This is a genomic window from Pseudonocardia cypriaca, from assembly GCF_006717045.1.
Taxonomy (GTDB): domain Bacteria; phylum Actinomycetota; class Actinomycetes; order Mycobacteriales; family Pseudonocardiaceae; genus Pseudonocardia; species Pseudonocardia cypriaca.
In genome coordinates this window covers 632689-648817 of record NZ_VFPH01000002.1, presented here as the reverse complement: position 1 = coordinate 648817, position 16129 = coordinate 632689, and the positions used below count along the sequence as shown (strand labels likewise).

Below are 16129 nucleotides of genomic sequence, written 5' to 3'. Positions count from 1 at the left end.
CAGGCCACCGCGTGATCTTCTTGAAGACCTTCCACAGTCCCACCGCAGCTGATCTTCGCTCACATCGAGCGGTGGATGGCCCGCAACTGCCGAAGTAGTACACAGGCTGCGCCATGCGGACCCAACTACCCACCGTTCGCCGATCGGCCGCTGTCTGCTGTTCCCAGCGACCACGGGGCGGGCCACGGTGAGCCTGGTCCAGCCGCGGTTCCGGGGGTGACGCATCCGGTAGCGCCCGACGTGGCGTCGACAACCGGATCCTCGGTTGCCTGAACTGAATGGCGGCGAGTAGCGGCCGGCGGCGGACCGGCTCAGTTCGGAGGGCAGTCATGCGCACCAGCCTGTTCACCTACTTCCACGACAGCCTGCGGGCATCGCCGGTCGACGACTACGTGCACGACCTTCGTGCGGCCCGCGACGAGGGGTTCAGTCACGCGTGGACTGTGCAGCTGCCCTGGGATCCGGACGCTCTGGTCACACTGGGCATCGCCCTGCGGGAGGTCGAAGGTATGACGCTCGGCACCGGCGTGCAGCCGATCCAGCTGCGCCAGCCGATGTCGCTCGCCCAAGCCGCGCTCACCCTGAACCTCATAGGGGGCGGCCGCTTCCGGCTCGGCATTGGCCTGACCCACGCACTGATCTGTGACGGCATGTGGGGCGTGCCATGGGACCGTCCGGTCCGGCGGCTCAACGAGTACCTCGACGGGTTGCAGCCACTGCTGGCCGGCGAGAAGGCGGATGCGACCGGCGAGATCTACACCACCCGGGGCAATGTACGCGTTGCCGGAGCCACCGCGCCGCCGGTGTACGTGGCCGCGATGGGGCCGCAGGTTCTGCGCATCGCCGGTCGGCGCACCGCCGGTACGATCACCTTCCTGACCGGTCCGCGCACCCTGGCCGACCACGTGGTGCCCACTCTTCGTGCCGCCGCTGAGGAAGCGGGTCGGGAAGCCGAGGTCGTCGCGGCACTGCCGATCTGCGTCACCGACGACGCCGCCAAGGTCCGCGAGCTAGCAGCCGAGACCTATGCGTTGTATGGGACACTGCCGTCCTACCAGGCGATGCTTGCCCGCGAAGGTGCGCAGGGGCCCGCCGACGTGGCGCTCATCGGCGATGAGGACGCGGTCAGTGCCCGGCTGGAGGAGATCCGGGCCGCCGGGGTCGCCGAATTCGCTGCGCACATCTTCGGCCCTGGCGACGAAGAGCGCGCTCGCACCCGGGCGTTGCTGCGCCAGGCGGCTTAGACCTGGTCTCAAACTCGCGTCGGACGTGATCTTGATGGTCGGGGTCGGTGATCCTTCTCGGCCGTGACGCTGCGGCAGCGGCAACTCATAGACGAACGCCTTTGGAACTGATCCGACCCCTCCTGCCCGCCCGGCCCCGACACGAGGACCGGGTAGACGTCCGCGGATCGACGATCGGGCCGCACTGGAAGGGATCCTGTTCGTGCTGTGCACGGGCTGTCGCTGGCGCGATCTGCCACCGCAGCCGGGGTATGGGTCCGGGCACACAGCATGGCGGTGTCTGCGGGCCTGGCGAGACCGTGCAGCTGATCTACGAGGGCCCGGGCACGGACGCCGAACTCTGCCGGGCAGCCGCCGAGCTCGCCACGGCCGCGGCGCGCAAGCTCCCCGCACGGAGCTGACGCCAGCCACCGAATCCGGTCGAGGGCGGCGAGCCTCGTCAGGCACGGATGGCCTCGTCCAGGAAGGCGTCGACGGCGTCGTCCGGGTCGCAGCGGAAGTCGGGTGTGAAGGAGATCGTGGACCGGCGGCTCCCCACGGCGCGGGTCAGTGCCGCAGCCCGCCCTGCGTGATCGTCGCCACCACCTTGGCCCAGTCGTCCGGGTGGGCGTACCAGCGGTAGACCGGGAGCTTCTCGGGTTCTTCGCCGGGACGAACGATCACCAGCCGGACGCCGTCCACGGTGAGCCGGCCGCCGTTCAGAGCCCTGCTGTGGACCGGCTGGATGGGAACGACGAGATTGGCGTCGGTGAGGATGAAGTACGGAAGGCGGTCGAGGTAGAGCCAGCCGAACGCGATGAACCCCGGGCCCAAGACGATGCCGACGACGAGCCCGACCTCCGGCATACCGCTGAACGCGATTCCGAGGCAGACGAGGATGGCGGCGACGCCGGCGACCATGAAGGAGATTCCGAGCCACCGAGCGAACCGTACTTTCATTCACTTCCCCCCAGATCGTCCGCCCCATGCCGAGCGGCGATGCGCAAGATCTTCATCGCGCGACGGCGTCGAGCAGCTTGTACGTCGTGCGGCTGATATGGGCGTTGAGCAGGCGTACGCCCGCGTCCGCGTCGCGGTCGAGTGCCGCGTCGCGCAGTGCGCGGTGCTCCGCGGCGATGTCCCGGCCGGGATCGCCGAGGGGGCGTGACCAGCGGCGGTAGAGCTCGGCGCTGTCGCGGAGCGAGGACGCGAGTCCGATGAGGCGTGGTGATCCGCAGCCCTCGAAGAGCGCGAGGTGGAAGTCCGAGTGCGCCGCGGCCCACGCCTCGCTGAACAGCTGCGGATCTCCCTCGACCATCATCGGGGTCCGTTCGAGGGTGTGGTGCGCAGCGATCACGCGGCTCTCCCACACCAGGTCTCCGCGCTCGATCGAGTAGCGGAACGCGAGCCCCTCGACGTCGCAACGGACGGCCGTGAGGTCCTCGAGATCCTCCGTGGACAGCGGGACGACGCGGAAGCCCTGCTGAGGCGCGCCCACGACGAGCTTTTCCGCGCTGAGCTTGGCGAGCGCCTCGCGCAGCACGCTCATGCTCACTTCGTACTGCTGGGACAAGCCGGCGAACTTGAGGCGCTCCCCGGGCCGGAGTCGTCCGCTCAGGATGTCGGCGCGGAGTCGGTCGTACGCCGCACCGTTGATCGTCTTCCCCCGACCCGCCATCGGTCATGGATACCAGAATCCCGAATGAGTAGCAAAATTTCGAGAGTCTCTTGACTCGTCGAAGACTGGCGTGCGACGTTCTTGCGGTGCCGCGGCCCCGACCGCGGAGACGCGGACGCAGTGGAGCGTCCCGGAAGGAGCAGGGCCGGATGATCAGTCACCTCGCCGTCTTCCGTTGGCACGACGACGTCGACCCCGCGGACGTGGAACGGCTGTGCGCCGCGCTCGCAACACTGCCTGCGCAGATCCCCGAGCTGGCGTCGTACCGGTTCGGTCCGGACCTCGGTCTGCGCGCCGGCAACGCCGACTTCGGTGTGCTCGCCCAGCTGCCGGACGCGGCCGCGGTGGCGACCTACCTCGACCACCCGGCCCACCAGGACGTGGTGCGCACCTTCACCAGCGTCATGGTGGCCCAGCGGGCCACCGTCCAGTTCGTCTCCGGCTGACCTAGCACCCGCCGCCGGGGCTCCCCCACGCCTTTCCTCAGCCCGCAGCCACCGGCCGGGCCACCTCGCACACCCTCGCGGCGCCGCGCCGCACTCCAGTCGAAGGGGCAGGTACGCATGCGGTTGCTCAGTCATGCCAAGAACGGCCGATCGCGCGGAGCCGTGCTCAGCGCCGGTGTCGCCGTCGACCTCGCGGCCGCCGTGGAACTCGCCGGTCTGCCGGCGCCGGCAGACGGCCTCCTGTCGGTGCGCGACTACCTCGCAGCGGGGCACCCGAACGACCTCGTCGCGGAGGCCGCGGCCCGGCTGGCGGCGACCGGGAACGGCATCCCGGAGCACGAGCTGCGCCTGCTGCCGCCGGTTCCCGATCCCGACAAAATCCTCTGCATCGGCCTGAACTACCGCGACCACGCGGCAGAGGCCGGCCTCGACCTGCCGACCGAGCCGATGGTGTTCGCCAAGTTCCGCAACTGCCTGATCGGCCCGTCGGACGAGATCGTGCTCCCCGACGAGGTCGAGCGGGTCGACTACGAGGCCGAACTCGCGGTCGTGATCGGCCGCCGCGGCAAGGGAATCCCGGTGGCCGACGCCCACCGGTACATCGCCGGGATCACGGTGTTCAACGACGTGAGCGCCCGCGACCTGCAGCTGGCCACGAGCCAGTGGACGCTCGGCAAGTCCGTGGACACGTTCGGCCCGTGCGGCCCCTGGCTGGTCACCCTCGACGAGATCGCGGATGTCGCGGATCTGCGGATGCGGACCCGCGTGAACGGGACGGTGGTCCAGGACAGCTCGACCGCGGAGATGGTGTTCGGCGTCGCGGAGCTCGTCGCGTACCTCAGCCAGGCGATGACGCTCGAACCGGGTGACCTCATCGCGACCGGAACCCCGGCCGGGGTCGGGTTCAAGCGCAACCCGCCCGTCCTGCTGCGGGCCGGCGACGTCGTGGAGGTCGAGATCGACGAGGTCGGGCTGCTGTCGAACCCGGTCGCGGCACCCACCCCCGCCGGTCGGCGGCCGGTGGCCGCGACGGCACCGGGCGAGCGATGACCGGCTCCCCGGGATCGACGATGCGAGCCCTGCTGCTCACCGGGCCGCGGCAGTGGCAGGTGGCCGAGCTGCCCGTACCGGTCACCGAGCCCGGCCATTGCCTGGTCCGGGTGGCCTACGTCGGTCTCTGCGGCACCGACCTGGCGTTCTACGACGGATCGAGCGGGTACCTGCGTGACGGCCTGAAGCGGTACCCCTTCGTCGTCGGGCACGAGTGGAGCGGCACCGTCGTCGAGGTCGGCACGGGTGTGCAGGGGTTCGCGGTGGGCGATCCCGTCGCCGGGCACAACGTGGTGACCTGCGACGCCTGCGACCGGTGCCGTTCCGGGCGGAGGCTGCACTGCCGCAACCGCACCGAGATCGGGGTGCTCGGCACCTGTCCGGGCGTCGCGAGCGAGTACATCTGCATGCCGGCGAAGACGCTTCTGCCGCTGCCTGCTTCGCTCGACCTCCGATCGGCCGCGGTACTGGAGCCGGCGACGGCATCGGCTCATGCGGTCGCCCGCCTGGGGGTGCGCGAGGGCGATGCGGTGGCGGTGCTCGGCACGGGGACGCTGGGGCTCGCCGCCGTGCAGATCGCGCGGAGCACCGGTGCGCGGGTCACCGCCGTCGGCGTCGAGGCCGCGGGGCTGGCGCTGGCCCGGGAGCTCGGAGCAGAGGCGGTGCTCCGGCCGGAGGAGGCCGAGGACGACGCGTACGGCGCCGTGATCGAGGCGACGGGCGCCGAGCCGGCCATCGCCCTGGCGCCGCGGCTCGTCGCGCCCGGCGGGCGCCTCGCCTTCCTCGGTGTGCCGCACGGCCCGGTCCCGGCGTTCCCATCGGCGCAGCTGGTGATGAAGAACCTCGAGGTGCACGGGGTGCTCTCGGGCATCGAGCAGTGGGACGCGCTGCTGCGGCTCGTCGTGCACGGACACGTCGACCTGGGTGCGCTGATCGACGGGGTCCTGCCCCTCGCCTCGGCCGGTGACGCGCTGACGGCGCTCGCCGGCGGGCGGCGGAGCAGGCCGAAGGTGCTGCTGGAGATCGGCGGCCGCAGTGGTTCCGCCGACCTGACCGAAGGGGCTGCGTGATGGACCTGCAGTTGCACGGCACGACCGCGTTCGTGACAGGTGGGGCACAGGGGATCGGGCTGGCCATCGCCGACCGCCTCTGCGCGGAGGGGGTCCGCCTCGCCGTCGCGGACATCGACGGCGACCTCCTGCACAAGAACGACGAGCGGTGGACGGTGGACGGGCGGCCGCCGCTGCTGATCACCGTGGACCTGTCGACGGCGGAGGGAGTGGCATCCGCGGTCGAGAGCACCCTCGCGGGGTTCGACGGGCCACCGCACATCGTGGTCAACAACGTCGGTGTCGCGGTCAGCCGCGACTTCGCCGACATCGACGACGCGGGGTGGCAGCGGACGTTCGACACCAACTTCATGAGCTACGTCCGCGTGTCCCGGGCGTTGCTCCCGCGCATGGGCGGCGGCGCCGTCGTGAACATCGCTTCCGATCTCGCGAAGCAGCCGGAGGTCGTCCCGGCCGACTACGGCGCGATGAAGGCCGCGGTGCTGCACCTCACGAAGGTGCTGGCGCTGCGGTACGCGCCCGCCGTGCGGACGAACGCAGTGCTCCCCGGACCGGTGTGGACGGGACTGTGGTCGCGTCCGGGCGGCCTGGTCGACCTGCTGGCCGCGGAGTACGGGACGGACCGTGACACCGCTCTCGCCCGCTACCTGAAGGACCGGCAGCTGACCTTCGGCATCGCCGATCCGGAGGACGTGGCCGACATGGTGGCGTTCCTGGTCTCCCCGCGCACCGGCCGGATCAACGGCTCGGCCTTCGACATCGGCGGCACGGTCCGCTCGCTCATCTGATCGCTCCGGCCCGAGTGAAAGGCGGTCGTCATGGCACTCCACGCACTCCAGTCGGTCACGGTCGGTGTTCCTGATCCGGCTGCCACCGCGGCCTTCTACCGCGAGTTCGGCCTGCAGCCCCTCCCAGGGGCGTCGTCCACGACCGGCGGGCACGCCTTCGGCACCGCCGATGTCGGTGAGCAGCTGCGAATCGTCGCGGCGCCGCGGCGGCGCCTGCTGGAGCTGGTGGTCGGCGCGGACGACGCCGACGACCTCGCGCGCGTCGCCACCGCGCTCGGCAGGCTCGGAGCACCGGTGCGGCCGGCCGCCGATGCCCTGCACACCGTCGAGCAGGTCACGGGCACGCAGGTGACGGTGCGAGTCGCGCCGCGCCTGCTGCAGCCGGCGGCCCCGGCCCCGGTCTACAACGGCCCGGGACGCATCGAGCGCGCGACCGAGCGGGCGGACGTCGTGCACCGCAGCGGTCCCGTGCGACCGCGCAAGCTGGGCCACTGCGTCCTCGGCACCTCCGAACCCGAGACCGTCCGGCGGTTCTTCGTCGAGGGCATCGGGTTCAAGGTCAGCGACGAGGTGAAGGACGCCGCCGTCTTCCTGCGTTGTTCCACCGACCACCACAACCTGCTCATCCACCGGGCACCGGTCGACTTCCTGCACCACACGTCGTGGCAGGTCGAGGACGCCGACGAGGTCGGACGCGGGGCCATGCAGTTGCTCGAGGCAGATCCGAACCGGCACGTCTGGGGCTTCGGCCGGCACTGCATCGGGGCCAACTTCTTCTGGTACTTGCGCGACCCCGCCGGCAACTTCGTCGAGTACTACAGCGACATGGACACGGTCGTCGACGACGCGCTGTGGTCGCCGCAGGTGTGGGAGGGGGCCAAGGGCCTCTACTTGTGGGGACCGCCCCCGCCGCCGTCCTTCCTGCACCCGGAGGACCTCGCGGAGCTGATGACCGGGGCGCACGGCCCGACATGAGCACCTCGAGCAGTCCGGTCCCACCCGTCTCAGAAGGGAATCGCCATGTCCAGTGTCATCGTCGGTGACACCCGCTCACCGGGCCAGGTGCTCGGCGTCCACGGCGGCGCAGGAGCCATGTGGTGGCTGCGGATCGCCACCGGGTCGCACCTCTACGGCGAGTGGGACGGCATCGAGTGGGTGGGTTTCGAGCCCGGTGCCCGCGCCGGACTGCACGAGCACAGCCACACCGAAGAGATCTGGTTCTTCCTCAAGGGCAGCGGTGTCGTCGAGCTCGACGGCGAGCGGCACGAGGTCGGGCCGGGCTCACTCGTCCTCACCCCGCACCACAGCAGGCACGCGGTTTGGAACGCAGGCACCGAGCGGCTCGAGTTCGTGGTGATCGAGGTCTTCCCGCCCGCGGTCAGCGGTGTCCTACCACCTCGCCGCCCCACCGAGGAGCCCGACCAGCTGAGCCAGCAGGCGACGATCGAGGAGAGTGAGTGATGGCCGGGCTCGTCACTGTTCTGCAGACCGGACAGACCCTCCGCGCGGACGGCGTCTTCGCCGGCCCGTGGCGGGAGTTCCGCCGCATCGCGATCCCGGCCGGGGGTCGCGAGTCGATCGTCGGCGACGGCGCGGAGTCGGCGGTGTTCGTGATGTCCGGCTCGGTCACCGCCCGGATCGGCGACACCGACACGCCGATGCCGGAGGGCCGGGCGATGGCGGTCGGGCTCGGCAGCCGGGTGGACCTCGTCGGCGGCCCGGACGGTGCGGAGCTTTTCGTCACCACCCTCGACGTCCAGCTGGGGTCCGCCTAGGCCTCGCCCGGCGCCGGGGACGGGGCCCCGGCGCGACTCGACACCGGTGTGCGCCTCCACGGGACGCGCCTCGACCACCCTCCCCCCCCGTCCTCCATTGGAGCAGGACATGCGGAACGCTCGCCCGAAACATCGTCCCACCCTCGTCGTGACCCTCGCCGCCCTCGCCGCTGCGGCGCTGGCCGGATGCGGCCTGACCTCGCCCACCGGCGCCGCGAGCGGCGCCTCAGCCGGAACCGCCGTCGAACCCGTCGGGTACAGCGCGCTGTTCCTGCAGGACCCCGCCCAGTCGGCGATGGTCCGGATCTTCGAGTCCGAGGCGCAGCGCCGCGGATTGCAGACCCTCTCCCCGACGTCGGCGAACAGCGACGCCTCGAAGCAGGACGCCGACATCCGCAACCTGGTCAACGCCGGCGCGAAGAGCCTCTTCGTCATCCCGGCCGATCCGCAGGCGGTCGTCCCGGCGATCAGGTACGCCACCGAGCGCGGTGTGCGCGTCGTGACCCTGATGCTCGGGCCGAGCGGCGGCCCCACGACGGTCAGCATGCAGGTCGACAACACCCAGATCGGCGAGCAGGCCTGCCGGTACCTGGGTGCCAAGCTCGCCGGTACCGGCACCGTCCTACAGGTGCAGGGCGACATGCGCTCGACGAACGCGCAGAAGCGGCAGCAGGGGTTCGACGCCTGCATGACCGCGAACTACCCCGGGATCACGGTGCTGACGAAGACCGGCGGGCGCTGGGACCCGGCGAAGGCCGCCGAATCCACCGCCGGAGCGCTCAGCACGGACCCGGGCATCCGCGGGATCTTCCTGCACAGCGACGGCTACCAGCCGAGCGTGCACCAGGTTCTCGAGCAGCGCGGGCGGGTGACGGCGCCGGACGCGCCCGACCACGTCTGGACGGTGAGCGTGGACGGCACTCCGGCCGCCCTCGACGCCATCCGCGCCGGGGAGCTCGACGCGTCGGTCAGCCAGCCGGCCGACCAGTTCGTGCTGCAGGGACTCGAGTACCTGCAGGCCCTCGCGGACCAGCGCGAGATCGCGGTCGGACCCACCGGGCACGGGTCGACGGTCGAGCTCACGGGCGACGGCTACCCGGCCGACCTGTTCCCGCCCCTCGTCGTCGATGCGGCGAACGTCGACGACGCCGCCCTCTGGGCCAACCAGGCCGGGTGAGGGGGATGCCGCTCTCGTCCTCCCCACCTGCAGCTCGTTCGCCCGGTGGCGCCCCCGTCGCCGAGCTGACGGCGGTCACCAAGCGGTTCGGTGCGACCGTCGCCCTCGACGGGATCGACCTCGCGGTGCACCGCGGGCGGAGTCACGGGTTGGTGGGCCGCAACGGGGCGGGCAAGTCCACCGTCGTCGGCGTGCTCACCGGTCTCCACCGCCCGGACCGCGGGTCGCTGACCTTCGACGGACGGACGCCGCCGTACGCCGCGCCGCAGCAGTGGCGTCGGCACGTGGCCTGTGTCTACCAGCATCCGATGCTCGTCCCGTCCCTCACGGTCGCGGAGAACCTGCTGATGGGCCGCATGCCTCACCGCAACGGCCGGATCGACTGGCGATCCACCCGGCGGCGTGCGGCGGAGCTGCTCGATCAGTGGGGCGTCGACGTCGCACCCACGACTGCCGCGGGGGAGCTCGACGTCGAGCAGGCGCAGCTCGTGGAGATCGCGAAGGCGCTGTCGCACGGCAGCGAACTGATCGTGCTGGACGAGCCGACCGCCCGTCTCGACGCGGGTGCCGCTGCCCGCCTCTTCGCGACGGTGCGCCGGCTGCAGGAAACCGGTGCGACGTTCCTGCTGATCTCCCACTACCTGCACGAGGTCTTCGACGTGTGCGACGACGTCACGGTCCTGCGCGACGGCAGGCGGGTCGGTACCCATCTCGTCGCCCGTACAACGCCCGCCCAGCTGGTCGAGGAGATGATCGGCGACGCACCGCCGACCGAGGTCGTCGCGTCGGCACGGCCGGAGCCGGGTCCACCGCGCCTGGTGGTCAGCGGCCTGTCCGGCGGGCGGTTCCACGACGTCGACATCGCGGCCGCGGCGGGGGAGGTGGTCGGGATCGCGGGGCTCGTCAGCTCCGGCCGCTCCCAGATCGGCGAGGCGATCGGAGGTTTCGAACCCGCACGCGGGCTCGTGCAGGTGGACGGGGTGCCCGTGCCGCTCGGCCGGGTGGACCGGGCGCTCGCCCACGGCATCGCGCTCGTACCGCGGGATCGCCACCGCGCGGGCCTCGTGGCAGGCATGCGGGTGGAGGACAACCTGACGCTGGCCGCCGCCCACCTGCGACCCGGCCGGCTGGGCATCGCGCTGCCGGGTGCTCGCCGTGCTGATGCCGACGCGCTCATCGCCGACCTCGGTGTCAGTCCCCCTCGCCGGACCCTGCCCGCGAAGGCGCTCAGCGGGGGCAACCAGCAGAAGCTCGTGCTCGGCCGTGCGCTCGCCACGTCGCCACGGGTCCTCGTCGCGGTCGAGCCCACCGCCGGGGTCGACATCGCCAGCAAGACGGTGCTGCTCGGCGCGCTCGCCCGGGCCGCCGCACAGGGGGCGGTGGTCCTGGTCTGCACCGACGACCTCGACGACCTCCGCATCTGCCACCGGGTCGTCGTCGTGCGGCACGGCCGCAATGCCGCCGAACTGCCGGCCGGATGGGACGACCGGGACCTCGTCAGCGAGATCGAAGGGACGCACGATGTCGAAAGGAGGCACAGTGCCGCTCGTTGAGCCACCCACCGCACCTTCCCGGCCGCAGGTACCGCGCATGGCGGGTAAACGCCTGTCCTTCCAGCTCGGGATGATCCCGGCCGTCGTCGCGGCGATCGTCATCGGCGCCCTGGTCAGCGACGCGTTCCTCACCCCGGGGAACCTGCTCAACGTGCTCCAGCAGAGCGCGGAGCTGGCCATCCTGGTGATCGCGGAGACCTTGATCCTCCTGACCGGGAAGTTCGACCTGTCGCTGGAGTCGGTCGTCGGGTTCGCCCCGATGCTCGCTGCCTGGCTCGTCCTGCCCAGCGTGCTCGGTGGCACCGAGGCGATCCCCGCAGCCACCGGCCTGATCGTCCTGTTCGGCGTGGGCGCCGCGGTGGGGTTGCTGAACGGGCTCATGGTCACCCGGCTCCGGCTGAACGCGTTCATCACGACCCTCGCGGTGCTGATCCTGCTGCGCGGCGCGACACTGGGAGTCGCCGACGGACGGACACTGGCGAACCTCCCGCCCGCCTTCACCTACCTCGGCAGCACCAGCTTCGTCGGGCTGCCCTTCACGGTCTGGATCGCCGCGGTGCTGTTCGCGGGGGTGCACCTGTTCCTGAACTACCACCGGCACGGGCGTGCGATCTACGCAGTGGGGGGCAACCCCGTCGCCGCGCACGCTGCCGGCATCCGGGTGTCGCGCACCGTGCTGGCCGTGTTCGTGGTCGCAGGCGTCCTCGCGGCACTGGCCGGTCTGCTGCTCACGGGCCGGCTCGCCGCCGTGACGGCGGGCCAGGGCCAGAACATGATCTTCACCGTCTTCGCGGCCGCCGTGATCGGGGGGATCAGCCTCAACGGCGGCCGCGGCTCCGTCCTCGGGGCGCTGCTGGGCGTCCTCCTGCTCGGCGTCATCTCCAACATCCTCACGCTGTCGCAGATCTCGACGTTCTGGATCGACGCCGCGAACGGCGCGATCATCCTCGCCGCTCTCCTCATCCAGCGTGCGACGGGCGAGAAGAGCGAAGAGACCTGAGTGGCGTCCGGTCCCCACGACAAGCCCGGAAGGCCTTCGTCGTACCCGCCGTCTCCGGACACATGATCATTTAGCATGAGGTGCGACCGCGGTCACCGCGACGCCGGCAGTCCGTGTCGCCGGCACCGACCCGGCGCGGGCATGGTCGCCCGCTGACGCCCTTCACCCATCGACTCACCCCACGAACAGGGAGGTATCCGTGCGCGCTGTGCGCATCGACCGATTCGGCGGCCCCGAGGTCCTCGCCGTCCAGGAGGTCCCCGACCCGGTGCCGGCATCCGGCGAGGTGCTGGTGCGGGTCGTGGCCAGCAGCATCAACCCGGTGGACGCCAAGACCCGCGCCGACCTGATCAGGGGTGGCGTGCCGGAGCTGCCGATGATCCTCGGTTGGGATCTCGCGGGGATCGTCGTGCATCCCGGGGCCAGCTCGTTCGAGGTGGGTGACCGGGTGGTCGGCATGTCGGCGCAGCTGGCCGCCGGGCGGGGGACGTGGGCGGACCTCGTGGCCCTGCCGGAACGCGTGCTCGCTCCCGCGCCGGCGGCGGCCGGCCTCGTCGAGGCCGCGACGCTTCCGTTGCCGGGGCTCACGGCGTCCCAGGCGGTGGAGTGGCTGGACCTGTCGCCGGGGCAGCGGCTGCTGGTCACGGGGGCGATCGGTGCCGTCGGTGGGATGGCGGTGCAGCTGGCCGTCCACGCAGGTGTCGTGGTCGATGCGCTGGTCTCCCGCGACGCCCAGCGGGAGCAGGCGCTCGCGCTCGGGGCCACCGAGGTCGTGACCGACGTCGCGCAGCTCGGGCGGGGCCACTACGACGGGGTGCTCGACACCGCCGGCGTGCGCCCCGACGGCGCGGTCAGGGACGGGGGGAGGCTCGCCTCGGTCGCCACCGAGGCCGGTCCCGTGCCGGACCTGTCCGGGCGCGGCATCGCCACCACGAACATCCAGATCGTCGAGGACGGCGCCCGGCTGGTCGACCTGGTGAAGCTGGTGGACGATCGTGTGCTGCGGCTGCGCGTCGACTCGGTCCATCCCGTCCACCGGGTGCGGGAGGCCCACGAACGCTTTGCCCGTGGCCGGCTCGACGGGAAGATCGTGCTGGTGTTCTGAGGCCGGGAACGGGCGCTCGATGGCCGCGTCAGCGCGGACAGCCAACGAGCTCCCGGTCAGGACCGCCAGCGGCGGCTGCGGGAGTCGCGCACCTGGAGGACCGGGGGAAGCCGGACGGACTCGACCTCCTCGCCCGCCATCCGGCTCAGGAGCAACCTTCGTCGCCTGCACGCCGAGCTCGTCCAGTGGCGACCGCAGGCTCGTGAGGGGATGCTCAGCTGCGCGGAGATCGAGATGTCGTGGTAGCCGACCAGCGCGAAGTCCTGCCCCACGATCAGGCCGTTGTCGCGGTACGCCCCGATCACGCCGAGCGCCGAGTAGCCGGACATGGCGAAGATCGCCGTCGGCGGATCTGTCGAGCGGAGGAGTGCCAGAGCCGCCTCGTAGCCCAAATGGGCCGCTCCTGGCAGGCTTTCAGTCGATTTCCGATGTCTCGGTCCCGTATCGATCAGCTCGGTCGGCCAGCGCGTCGGTCGCGTCCAGCCCGCCGTCGACCAGCTGGAAACGGGTGAGTTCGACGCGTGAGCTGATGCCGAGCTTCTGGAACACCTTGCGCAGGTGGTAGTCGATCGTGCGGGTGCTGAGGAACAGCTGTGCGGCGATCTCCCGGTTGGTCGCGCCGCTCCCGACGGCGGTGGCGATGCGCAGTTCCTGAGGAGTCAGCGCGGCCAGCGCGTCGTCGGTCGCGTTGCTGGTGGTTTCGCCGGTGGCGCGGAGCTCGTCGCGGGCGCGGCGGGCCCATGTCGTGGCGCCGATGATCTCGAAGGTTTCCAGGGCGGCGCGCAGCAGCGGCCGGGCGTCGGAGCGGCGGCGGGCCCGGCGGAGGTGCTCGCCGTACAGCAGCTGGGTTCGGGCCAGTTCGAGTGGGCCATCCGTGGGCGGGTGCAGCGCCACGGCACGTCGGAACGCGCCCTCGACGTCGCCCTCGCCGGTGAGTGCTCGGCAGCGGGCGACGAGCGCCAGCAGGTCGGGTGATCCGCTCGCGTCGGCCCAGTCGGTGAAGCACCGGAGCGATTCGGCCGCCAGCTCCGGTCTGCCGAGGTGCTGGGCCGCTTCGACGAGCTCCGGGACGTTCTGCAGCACGAGGCCGGGATGTGCTGCGCCGTCGGGGCCCTCGGGGGGCCGCAGGTGCCCGACGGCCTGCTCGAACCGCCCGGAGGCGAGGTCGAGCAGCCCGAGCGCTCGACGTGCCTGGGTCGTCGCGGCCAGCAGCTGCCGACCGGCCGTCGCCGCGAGGACGCTCTCGGCGAGCTCGCGACTGTCGGAATCGCAGCCTTGCACCGCGGCGAGGACGGCAAGCGTGCTGCGGTACCAGCAGCTGAGGGTGCTCTGCCCGGTCTCAGCGGCGTACCGGTTGCCCTCGTCGGCGTACGCCTCGGCGGCGCGATAGCGGCCCGCGCCCATCTCGTCGAGCACCACGTACTCGAGCACCCAGGCCAGGGTCCCGACCGCGCCGACCGCGCGTGCGCGCTCCATCGCCCTGCGCCGCAGCCAACGCCCCCGAGCACGATCGCCGAGGCCGTAGAGCATCCCGCCGGCCCAGCACAGCCGCCCGGGTTCGGTCAGCTGCTCGATCGTGGCGAGGTCCTCCGCGGTCAGCCGGCTCGGCGCACCGCGGCGGACCCGGGCGACGGCGCGGGTGAGTCGCAGGAGCACGACCGGCGGGTCGTCACCGGTCAACGTCAGTCGCTCGACGGCCTCGGAGACCTCCCGCCACGACGTTGCGTCGCCAGCGTGGTAGCCGGCCTCGCCCAGGAGCATGAGCAGCTCGATCGCGGTGTCGGGGCTGCCGTTCAGGGCGTGCGCGAGGGCGGGCCGCAGCAGCCGGAGGGCGTCGGCGGGGTTGCCGGTCCTCAGCTCGATCAGGGCCCGGAGCAGGATGGCGTCGACGTGGGCCGGCGGGGCGCGGAGGTCGACGCGTTCGGCGAGGTCGAGCCGTTCGACGGCACCGGCGGCATCCCCGCCGTGCCAGGAGGCCGACGCGGCCGCGACGAGACGGCGTGCCTGGTCGGGGCCGGGCGGGGTCAGCTGAGCGGCCCTGGTGAGCGCATCGGCCGCCGCGGCCGCACCGCCCCGGCGCATGGCCCGCTCGGCGGAGTGTTCGAGTTCCGCCGCGACCGCCTCGTCGGGTCCGTCCGCAGCCTGCCCGAGGTGCCATGCTCGCCGGTCGTGTTCGGCCGGCTCGGGTTCGAGGGCGGCGGCGAGCGCCCGGTGGGTGGCGCGGCGCTGCGCGGGGCTGGCTGCGTGGTACACGGCCGACCGGACGAGCGGGTGGCGGAACGTCACCGTGGGGCCGTCGACGTGGATCAGGTCGTGGAGTCCGTCCAGCTCCGCCGCCGACGGCAGCGCCCGCTGCAGGACGTCGCGACGCCCGGTGCCGTCGGCCGCGGCCAGCAGGAGCAGCCGCCTGGCGTCGGCGGCGGGTGGCAGGCGGGCGAGGAACGCCTCCTGCAGGCGCTCGACCAGCGGGAGCGGTTCGTCCCTCGGGCCGGCCGACGGGACACGGACCGGGAGCTCCTCGAGCGCGAGCGGGTTCCCGGCGGCGGTGCGCAGCAGCAGGTCCTCGTCGTCGGCGGCGATGCCGCGCTCCCGCAGGACCAGCCGAGCCGAGGTGCGGTCGAGCCCGGCGAGCGGGAGCTCCGGCAGCCCGGCGAGCACGGCTGCGGCCCGCGCCTCCGGGCGGGTGGCGAACAGAACCGCGACCGGTTCGGCCGCCAGCCGTCGCGCGGTGAAGGCGAGCACGTCGAGCGAGGGTTGGTCGATCCACTGCCCGTCGTCGACGAGACACAGCAGCGGCCGCGTGCGTGCCGCGTCGGTCAGCAAGGTCAGCGTGGACAGCGCGACCAGGAACCGGTCGGCGACCGGTGCCCGCGCCCGTCCGAACACGGCGTCGAGGGCCTCGGCCTGGACGGGGGGCAGCCCGCTGATCATGTCCAGGATGGGCTGCACCGCGCGGTGCAGTGCTGCGTGGTCCATGTCCTGCTCCGGCTCGACGCCGGCGGTGCGCAGCACGCGCATACCGGTCGCCTGCTCGGCGGCGAACTCCAGCAGTGCGGTCTTGCCGATCCCCGGCTCACCGCGCAGGACGAGGGCGCCGCCACGCCCCTCGCGGGCCTGCTCGAGGAGCTCGTCGATCCTCGTCTGCTCGCCGACCCGCCCGTGCAGCATGCCCGGAGGCTAACTGCACCCGCCGGTGACACGACCGGCGATTTCGCTGATTCGCCTGCGCGGCGTTGTCCCTAGCGTCGGTACCAGCAGGAACAC

The 16129-nt window shown here is 72.0% G+C and carries 16 protein-coding genes and 1 pseudogene; 13 read left to right on the top strand and 4 right to left on the bottom strand.

What is annotated here, in order from left to right; all coding sequences use genetic code 11:
• Positions 1-329 precede the first annotated feature (329 nt).
• Together FB388_RS20640 and FB388_RS40505 are read left to right on the top strand one after the other, a co-directional pair.
• Positions 330-1244 (top strand): TIGR03564 family F420-dependent LLM class oxidoreductase, encoded by a 915-nt coding sequence (locus FB388_RS20640; RefSeq protein WP_142103887.1) that lies wholly within the window; start codon positions 330-332, stop codon positions 1242-1244.
• 151 nt (positions 1245-1395) lie between these two features.
• Positions 1396-1539 (top strand): annotated as a pseudogene (locus tag FB388_RS40505) (transposase); the annotation flags it as partial.
• Positions 1540-1790: 251 nt separating this feature from the next.
• Here the strand turns inward: FB388_RS40505 and FB388_RS20630 are convergent.
• Together FB388_RS20630 and FB388_RS20625 are read right to left on the bottom strand one after the other, a co-directional pair.
• Positions 1791-2183 carry a hypothetical protein gene (locus tag FB388_RS20630; protein ID WP_142103886.1) on the bottom strand — a complete coding sequence of 131 codons (393 nt, stop codon included), beginning with the start codon at positions 2181-2183 and terminating at the stop codon, positions 1791-1793.
• Between the two features lie 52 nt (positions 2184-2235).
• On the bottom strand, positions 2236-2901 hold the full coding sequence (locus FB388_RS20625; RefSeq protein ID WP_142103885.1) for a GntR family transcriptional regulator: 666 nt from the start codon (positions 2899-2901) through the stop codon (positions 2236-2238).
• 149 nt (positions 2902-3050) lie between these two features.
• On the opposite strand from FB388_RS20625, the gene FB388_RS20620 reads away from it, so the two are divergent.
• From FB388_RS20620 to FB388_RS20570, 11 genes are all read left to right on the top strand, one after another.
• A complete protein-coding gene (locus FB388_RS20620; protein ID WP_142103884.1) occupies positions 3051-3347 on the top strand; it encodes a Dabb family protein in 297 nt (98 codons plus the stop codon).
• A 162-nt stretch (positions 3348-3509) separates the two neighbouring features.
• Positions 3510-4397, top strand: a complete 888-nt coding sequence (locus FB388_RS20615) for a fumarylacetoacetate hydrolase family protein (protein ID WP_211362136.1) — start codon at positions 3510-3512, stop codon at positions 4395-4397.
• A 20-nt stretch (positions 4398-4417) separates the two neighbouring features.
• Positions 4418-5467, top strand: coding sequence for a zinc-dependent alcohol dehydrogenase (locus tag FB388_RS20610; protein ID WP_170225759.1), 1050 nt, complete (start codon positions 4418-4420; stop codon positions 5465-5467).
• The gene (locus tag FB388_RS20605; protein WP_142103879.1) at positions 5467-6255 is read left to right on the top strand and encodes an SDR family NAD(P)-dependent oxidoreductase; all 789 of its coding nucleotides are present in this window, start codon (positions 5467-5469) and stop codon (positions 6253-6255) included. Before FB388_RS20610 ends, FB388_RS20605 begins: the two co-directional genes overlap by 1 nt.
• Before the next feature lie 30 nt (positions 6256-6285).
• Positions 6286-7230: a VOC family protein gene (locus tag FB388_RS20600; protein ID WP_142103877.1), complete on the top strand. Its 945-nt coding sequence runs from the start codon at positions 6286-6288 to the stop codon at positions 7228-7230.
• 45 nt (positions 7231-7275) lie between these two features.
• Positions 7276-7716, top strand: coding sequence for a cupin domain-containing protein (locus tag FB388_RS20595; protein WP_142103875.1), 441 nt, complete (start codon positions 7276-7278; stop codon positions 7714-7716).
• Entirely contained in the window at positions 7716-8030 is a 315-nt protein-coding gene (locus tag FB388_RS20590; RefSeq protein ID WP_142103873.1) for a hypothetical protein, read from the top strand. Before FB388_RS20595 ends, FB388_RS20590 begins: the two co-directional genes overlap by 1 nt.
• A 148-nt stretch (positions 8031-8178) precedes the next feature.
• Positions 8179-9207, top strand: a complete 1029-nt coding sequence (locus FB388_RS20585; RefSeq protein ID WP_170225758.1) for a sugar ABC transporter substrate-binding protein — start codon at positions 8179-8181, stop codon at positions 9205-9207.
• Between the two features lie 5 nt (positions 9208-9212).
• Entirely contained in the window at positions 9213-10760 is a 1548-nt protein-coding gene (locus FB388_RS20580) for a sugar ABC transporter ATP-binding protein (RefSeq protein WP_142103870.1), read from the top strand.
• Positions 10761-10797: 37 nt separating this feature from the next.
• The gene (locus FB388_RS20575; RefSeq protein ID WP_142103868.1) at positions 10798-11760 is read left to right on the top strand and encodes an ABC transporter permease; all 963 of its coding nucleotides are present in this window, start codon (positions 10798-10800) and stop codon (positions 11758-11760) included.
• Positions 11761-11959: 199 nt separating this feature from the next.
• Positions 11960-12865 carry an NADP-dependent oxidoreductase gene (locus FB388_RS20570; protein WP_142103866.1) on the top strand — a complete coding sequence of 302 codons (906 nt, stop codon included), beginning with the start codon at positions 11960-11962 and terminating at the stop codon, positions 12863-12865.
• Positions 12866-12921: 56 nt separating this feature from the next.
• On the opposite strand, the gene FB388_RS20565 is transcribed toward FB388_RS20570, so the two are convergent.
• Both FB388_RS20565 and FB388_RS20560 read right to left on the bottom strand, forming a co-directional pair.
• Positions 12922-13257 (bottom strand): substrate-binding domain-containing protein, encoded by a 336-nt coding sequence (locus FB388_RS20565; protein WP_170225757.1) that lies wholly within the window; start codon positions 13255-13257, stop codon positions 12922-12924.
• Between the two features lie 22 nt (positions 13258-13279).
• Entirely contained in the window at positions 13280-16033 is a 2754-nt protein-coding gene (locus FB388_RS20560; RefSeq protein ID WP_142103863.1) for an ATP-binding protein, read from the bottom strand.
• Positions 16034-16129: the final 96 nt, after the last annotated feature.

What these genes read in the sequence shown, in the direction of transcription:
- FB388_RS20640 (WP_142103887.1), top strand. Translation starts at nt 330, where the DNA reads ATGCGCACCAGCCTGTTCACCTACTTCCACGACAGCCTGCGGGCATCG.
- FB388_RS20630 (WP_142103886.1), bottom strand. Translation starts at nt 2,183, where the DNA reads ATGAAAGTACGGTTCGCTCGGTGGCTCGGAATCTCCTTCATGGTCGCC.
- FB388_RS20625 (WP_142103885.1), bottom strand. Translation starts at nt 2,901, where the DNA reads ATGGCGGGTCGGGGGAAGACGATCAACGGTGCGGCGTACGACCGACTC.
- FB388_RS20620 (WP_142103884.1), top strand. Translation starts at nt 3,051, where the DNA reads ATGATCAGTCACCTCGCCGTCTTCCGTTGGCACGACGACGTCGACCCC.
- FB388_RS20610 (WP_170225759.1), top strand. Translation starts at nt 4,418, where the DNA reads ATGCGAGCCCTGCTGCTCACCGGGCCGCGGCAGTGGCAGGTGGCCGAG.
- FB388_RS20605 (WP_142103879.1), top strand. Translation starts at nt 5,467, where the DNA reads ATGGACCTGCAGTTGCACGGCACGACCGCGTTCGTGACAGGTGGGGCA.
- FB388_RS20600 (WP_142103877.1), top strand. Translation starts at nt 6,286, where the DNA reads ATGGCACTCCACGCACTCCAGTCGGTCACGGTCGGTGTTCCTGATCCG.
- FB388_RS20595 (WP_142103875.1), top strand. Translation starts at nt 7,276, where the DNA reads ATGTCCAGTGTCATCGTCGGTGACACCCGCTCACCGGGCCAGGTGCTC.
- FB388_RS20590 (WP_142103873.1), top strand. Translation starts at nt 7,716, where the DNA reads ATGGCCGGGCTCGTCACTGTTCTGCAGACCGGACAGACCCTCCGCGCG.
- FB388_RS20580 (WP_142103870.1), top strand. Translation starts at nt 9,213, where the DNA reads ATGCCGCTCTCGTCCTCCCCACCTGCAGCTCGTTCGCCCGGTGGCGCC.
- FB388_RS20575 (WP_142103868.1), top strand. Translation starts at nt 10,798, where the DNA reads ATGGCGGGTAAACGCCTGTCCTTCCAGCTCGGGATGATCCCGGCCGTC.
- FB388_RS20560 (WP_142103863.1), bottom strand. Translation starts at nt 16,033, where the DNA reads ATGCTGCACGGGCGGGTCGGCGAGCAGACGAGGATCGACGAGCTCCTC.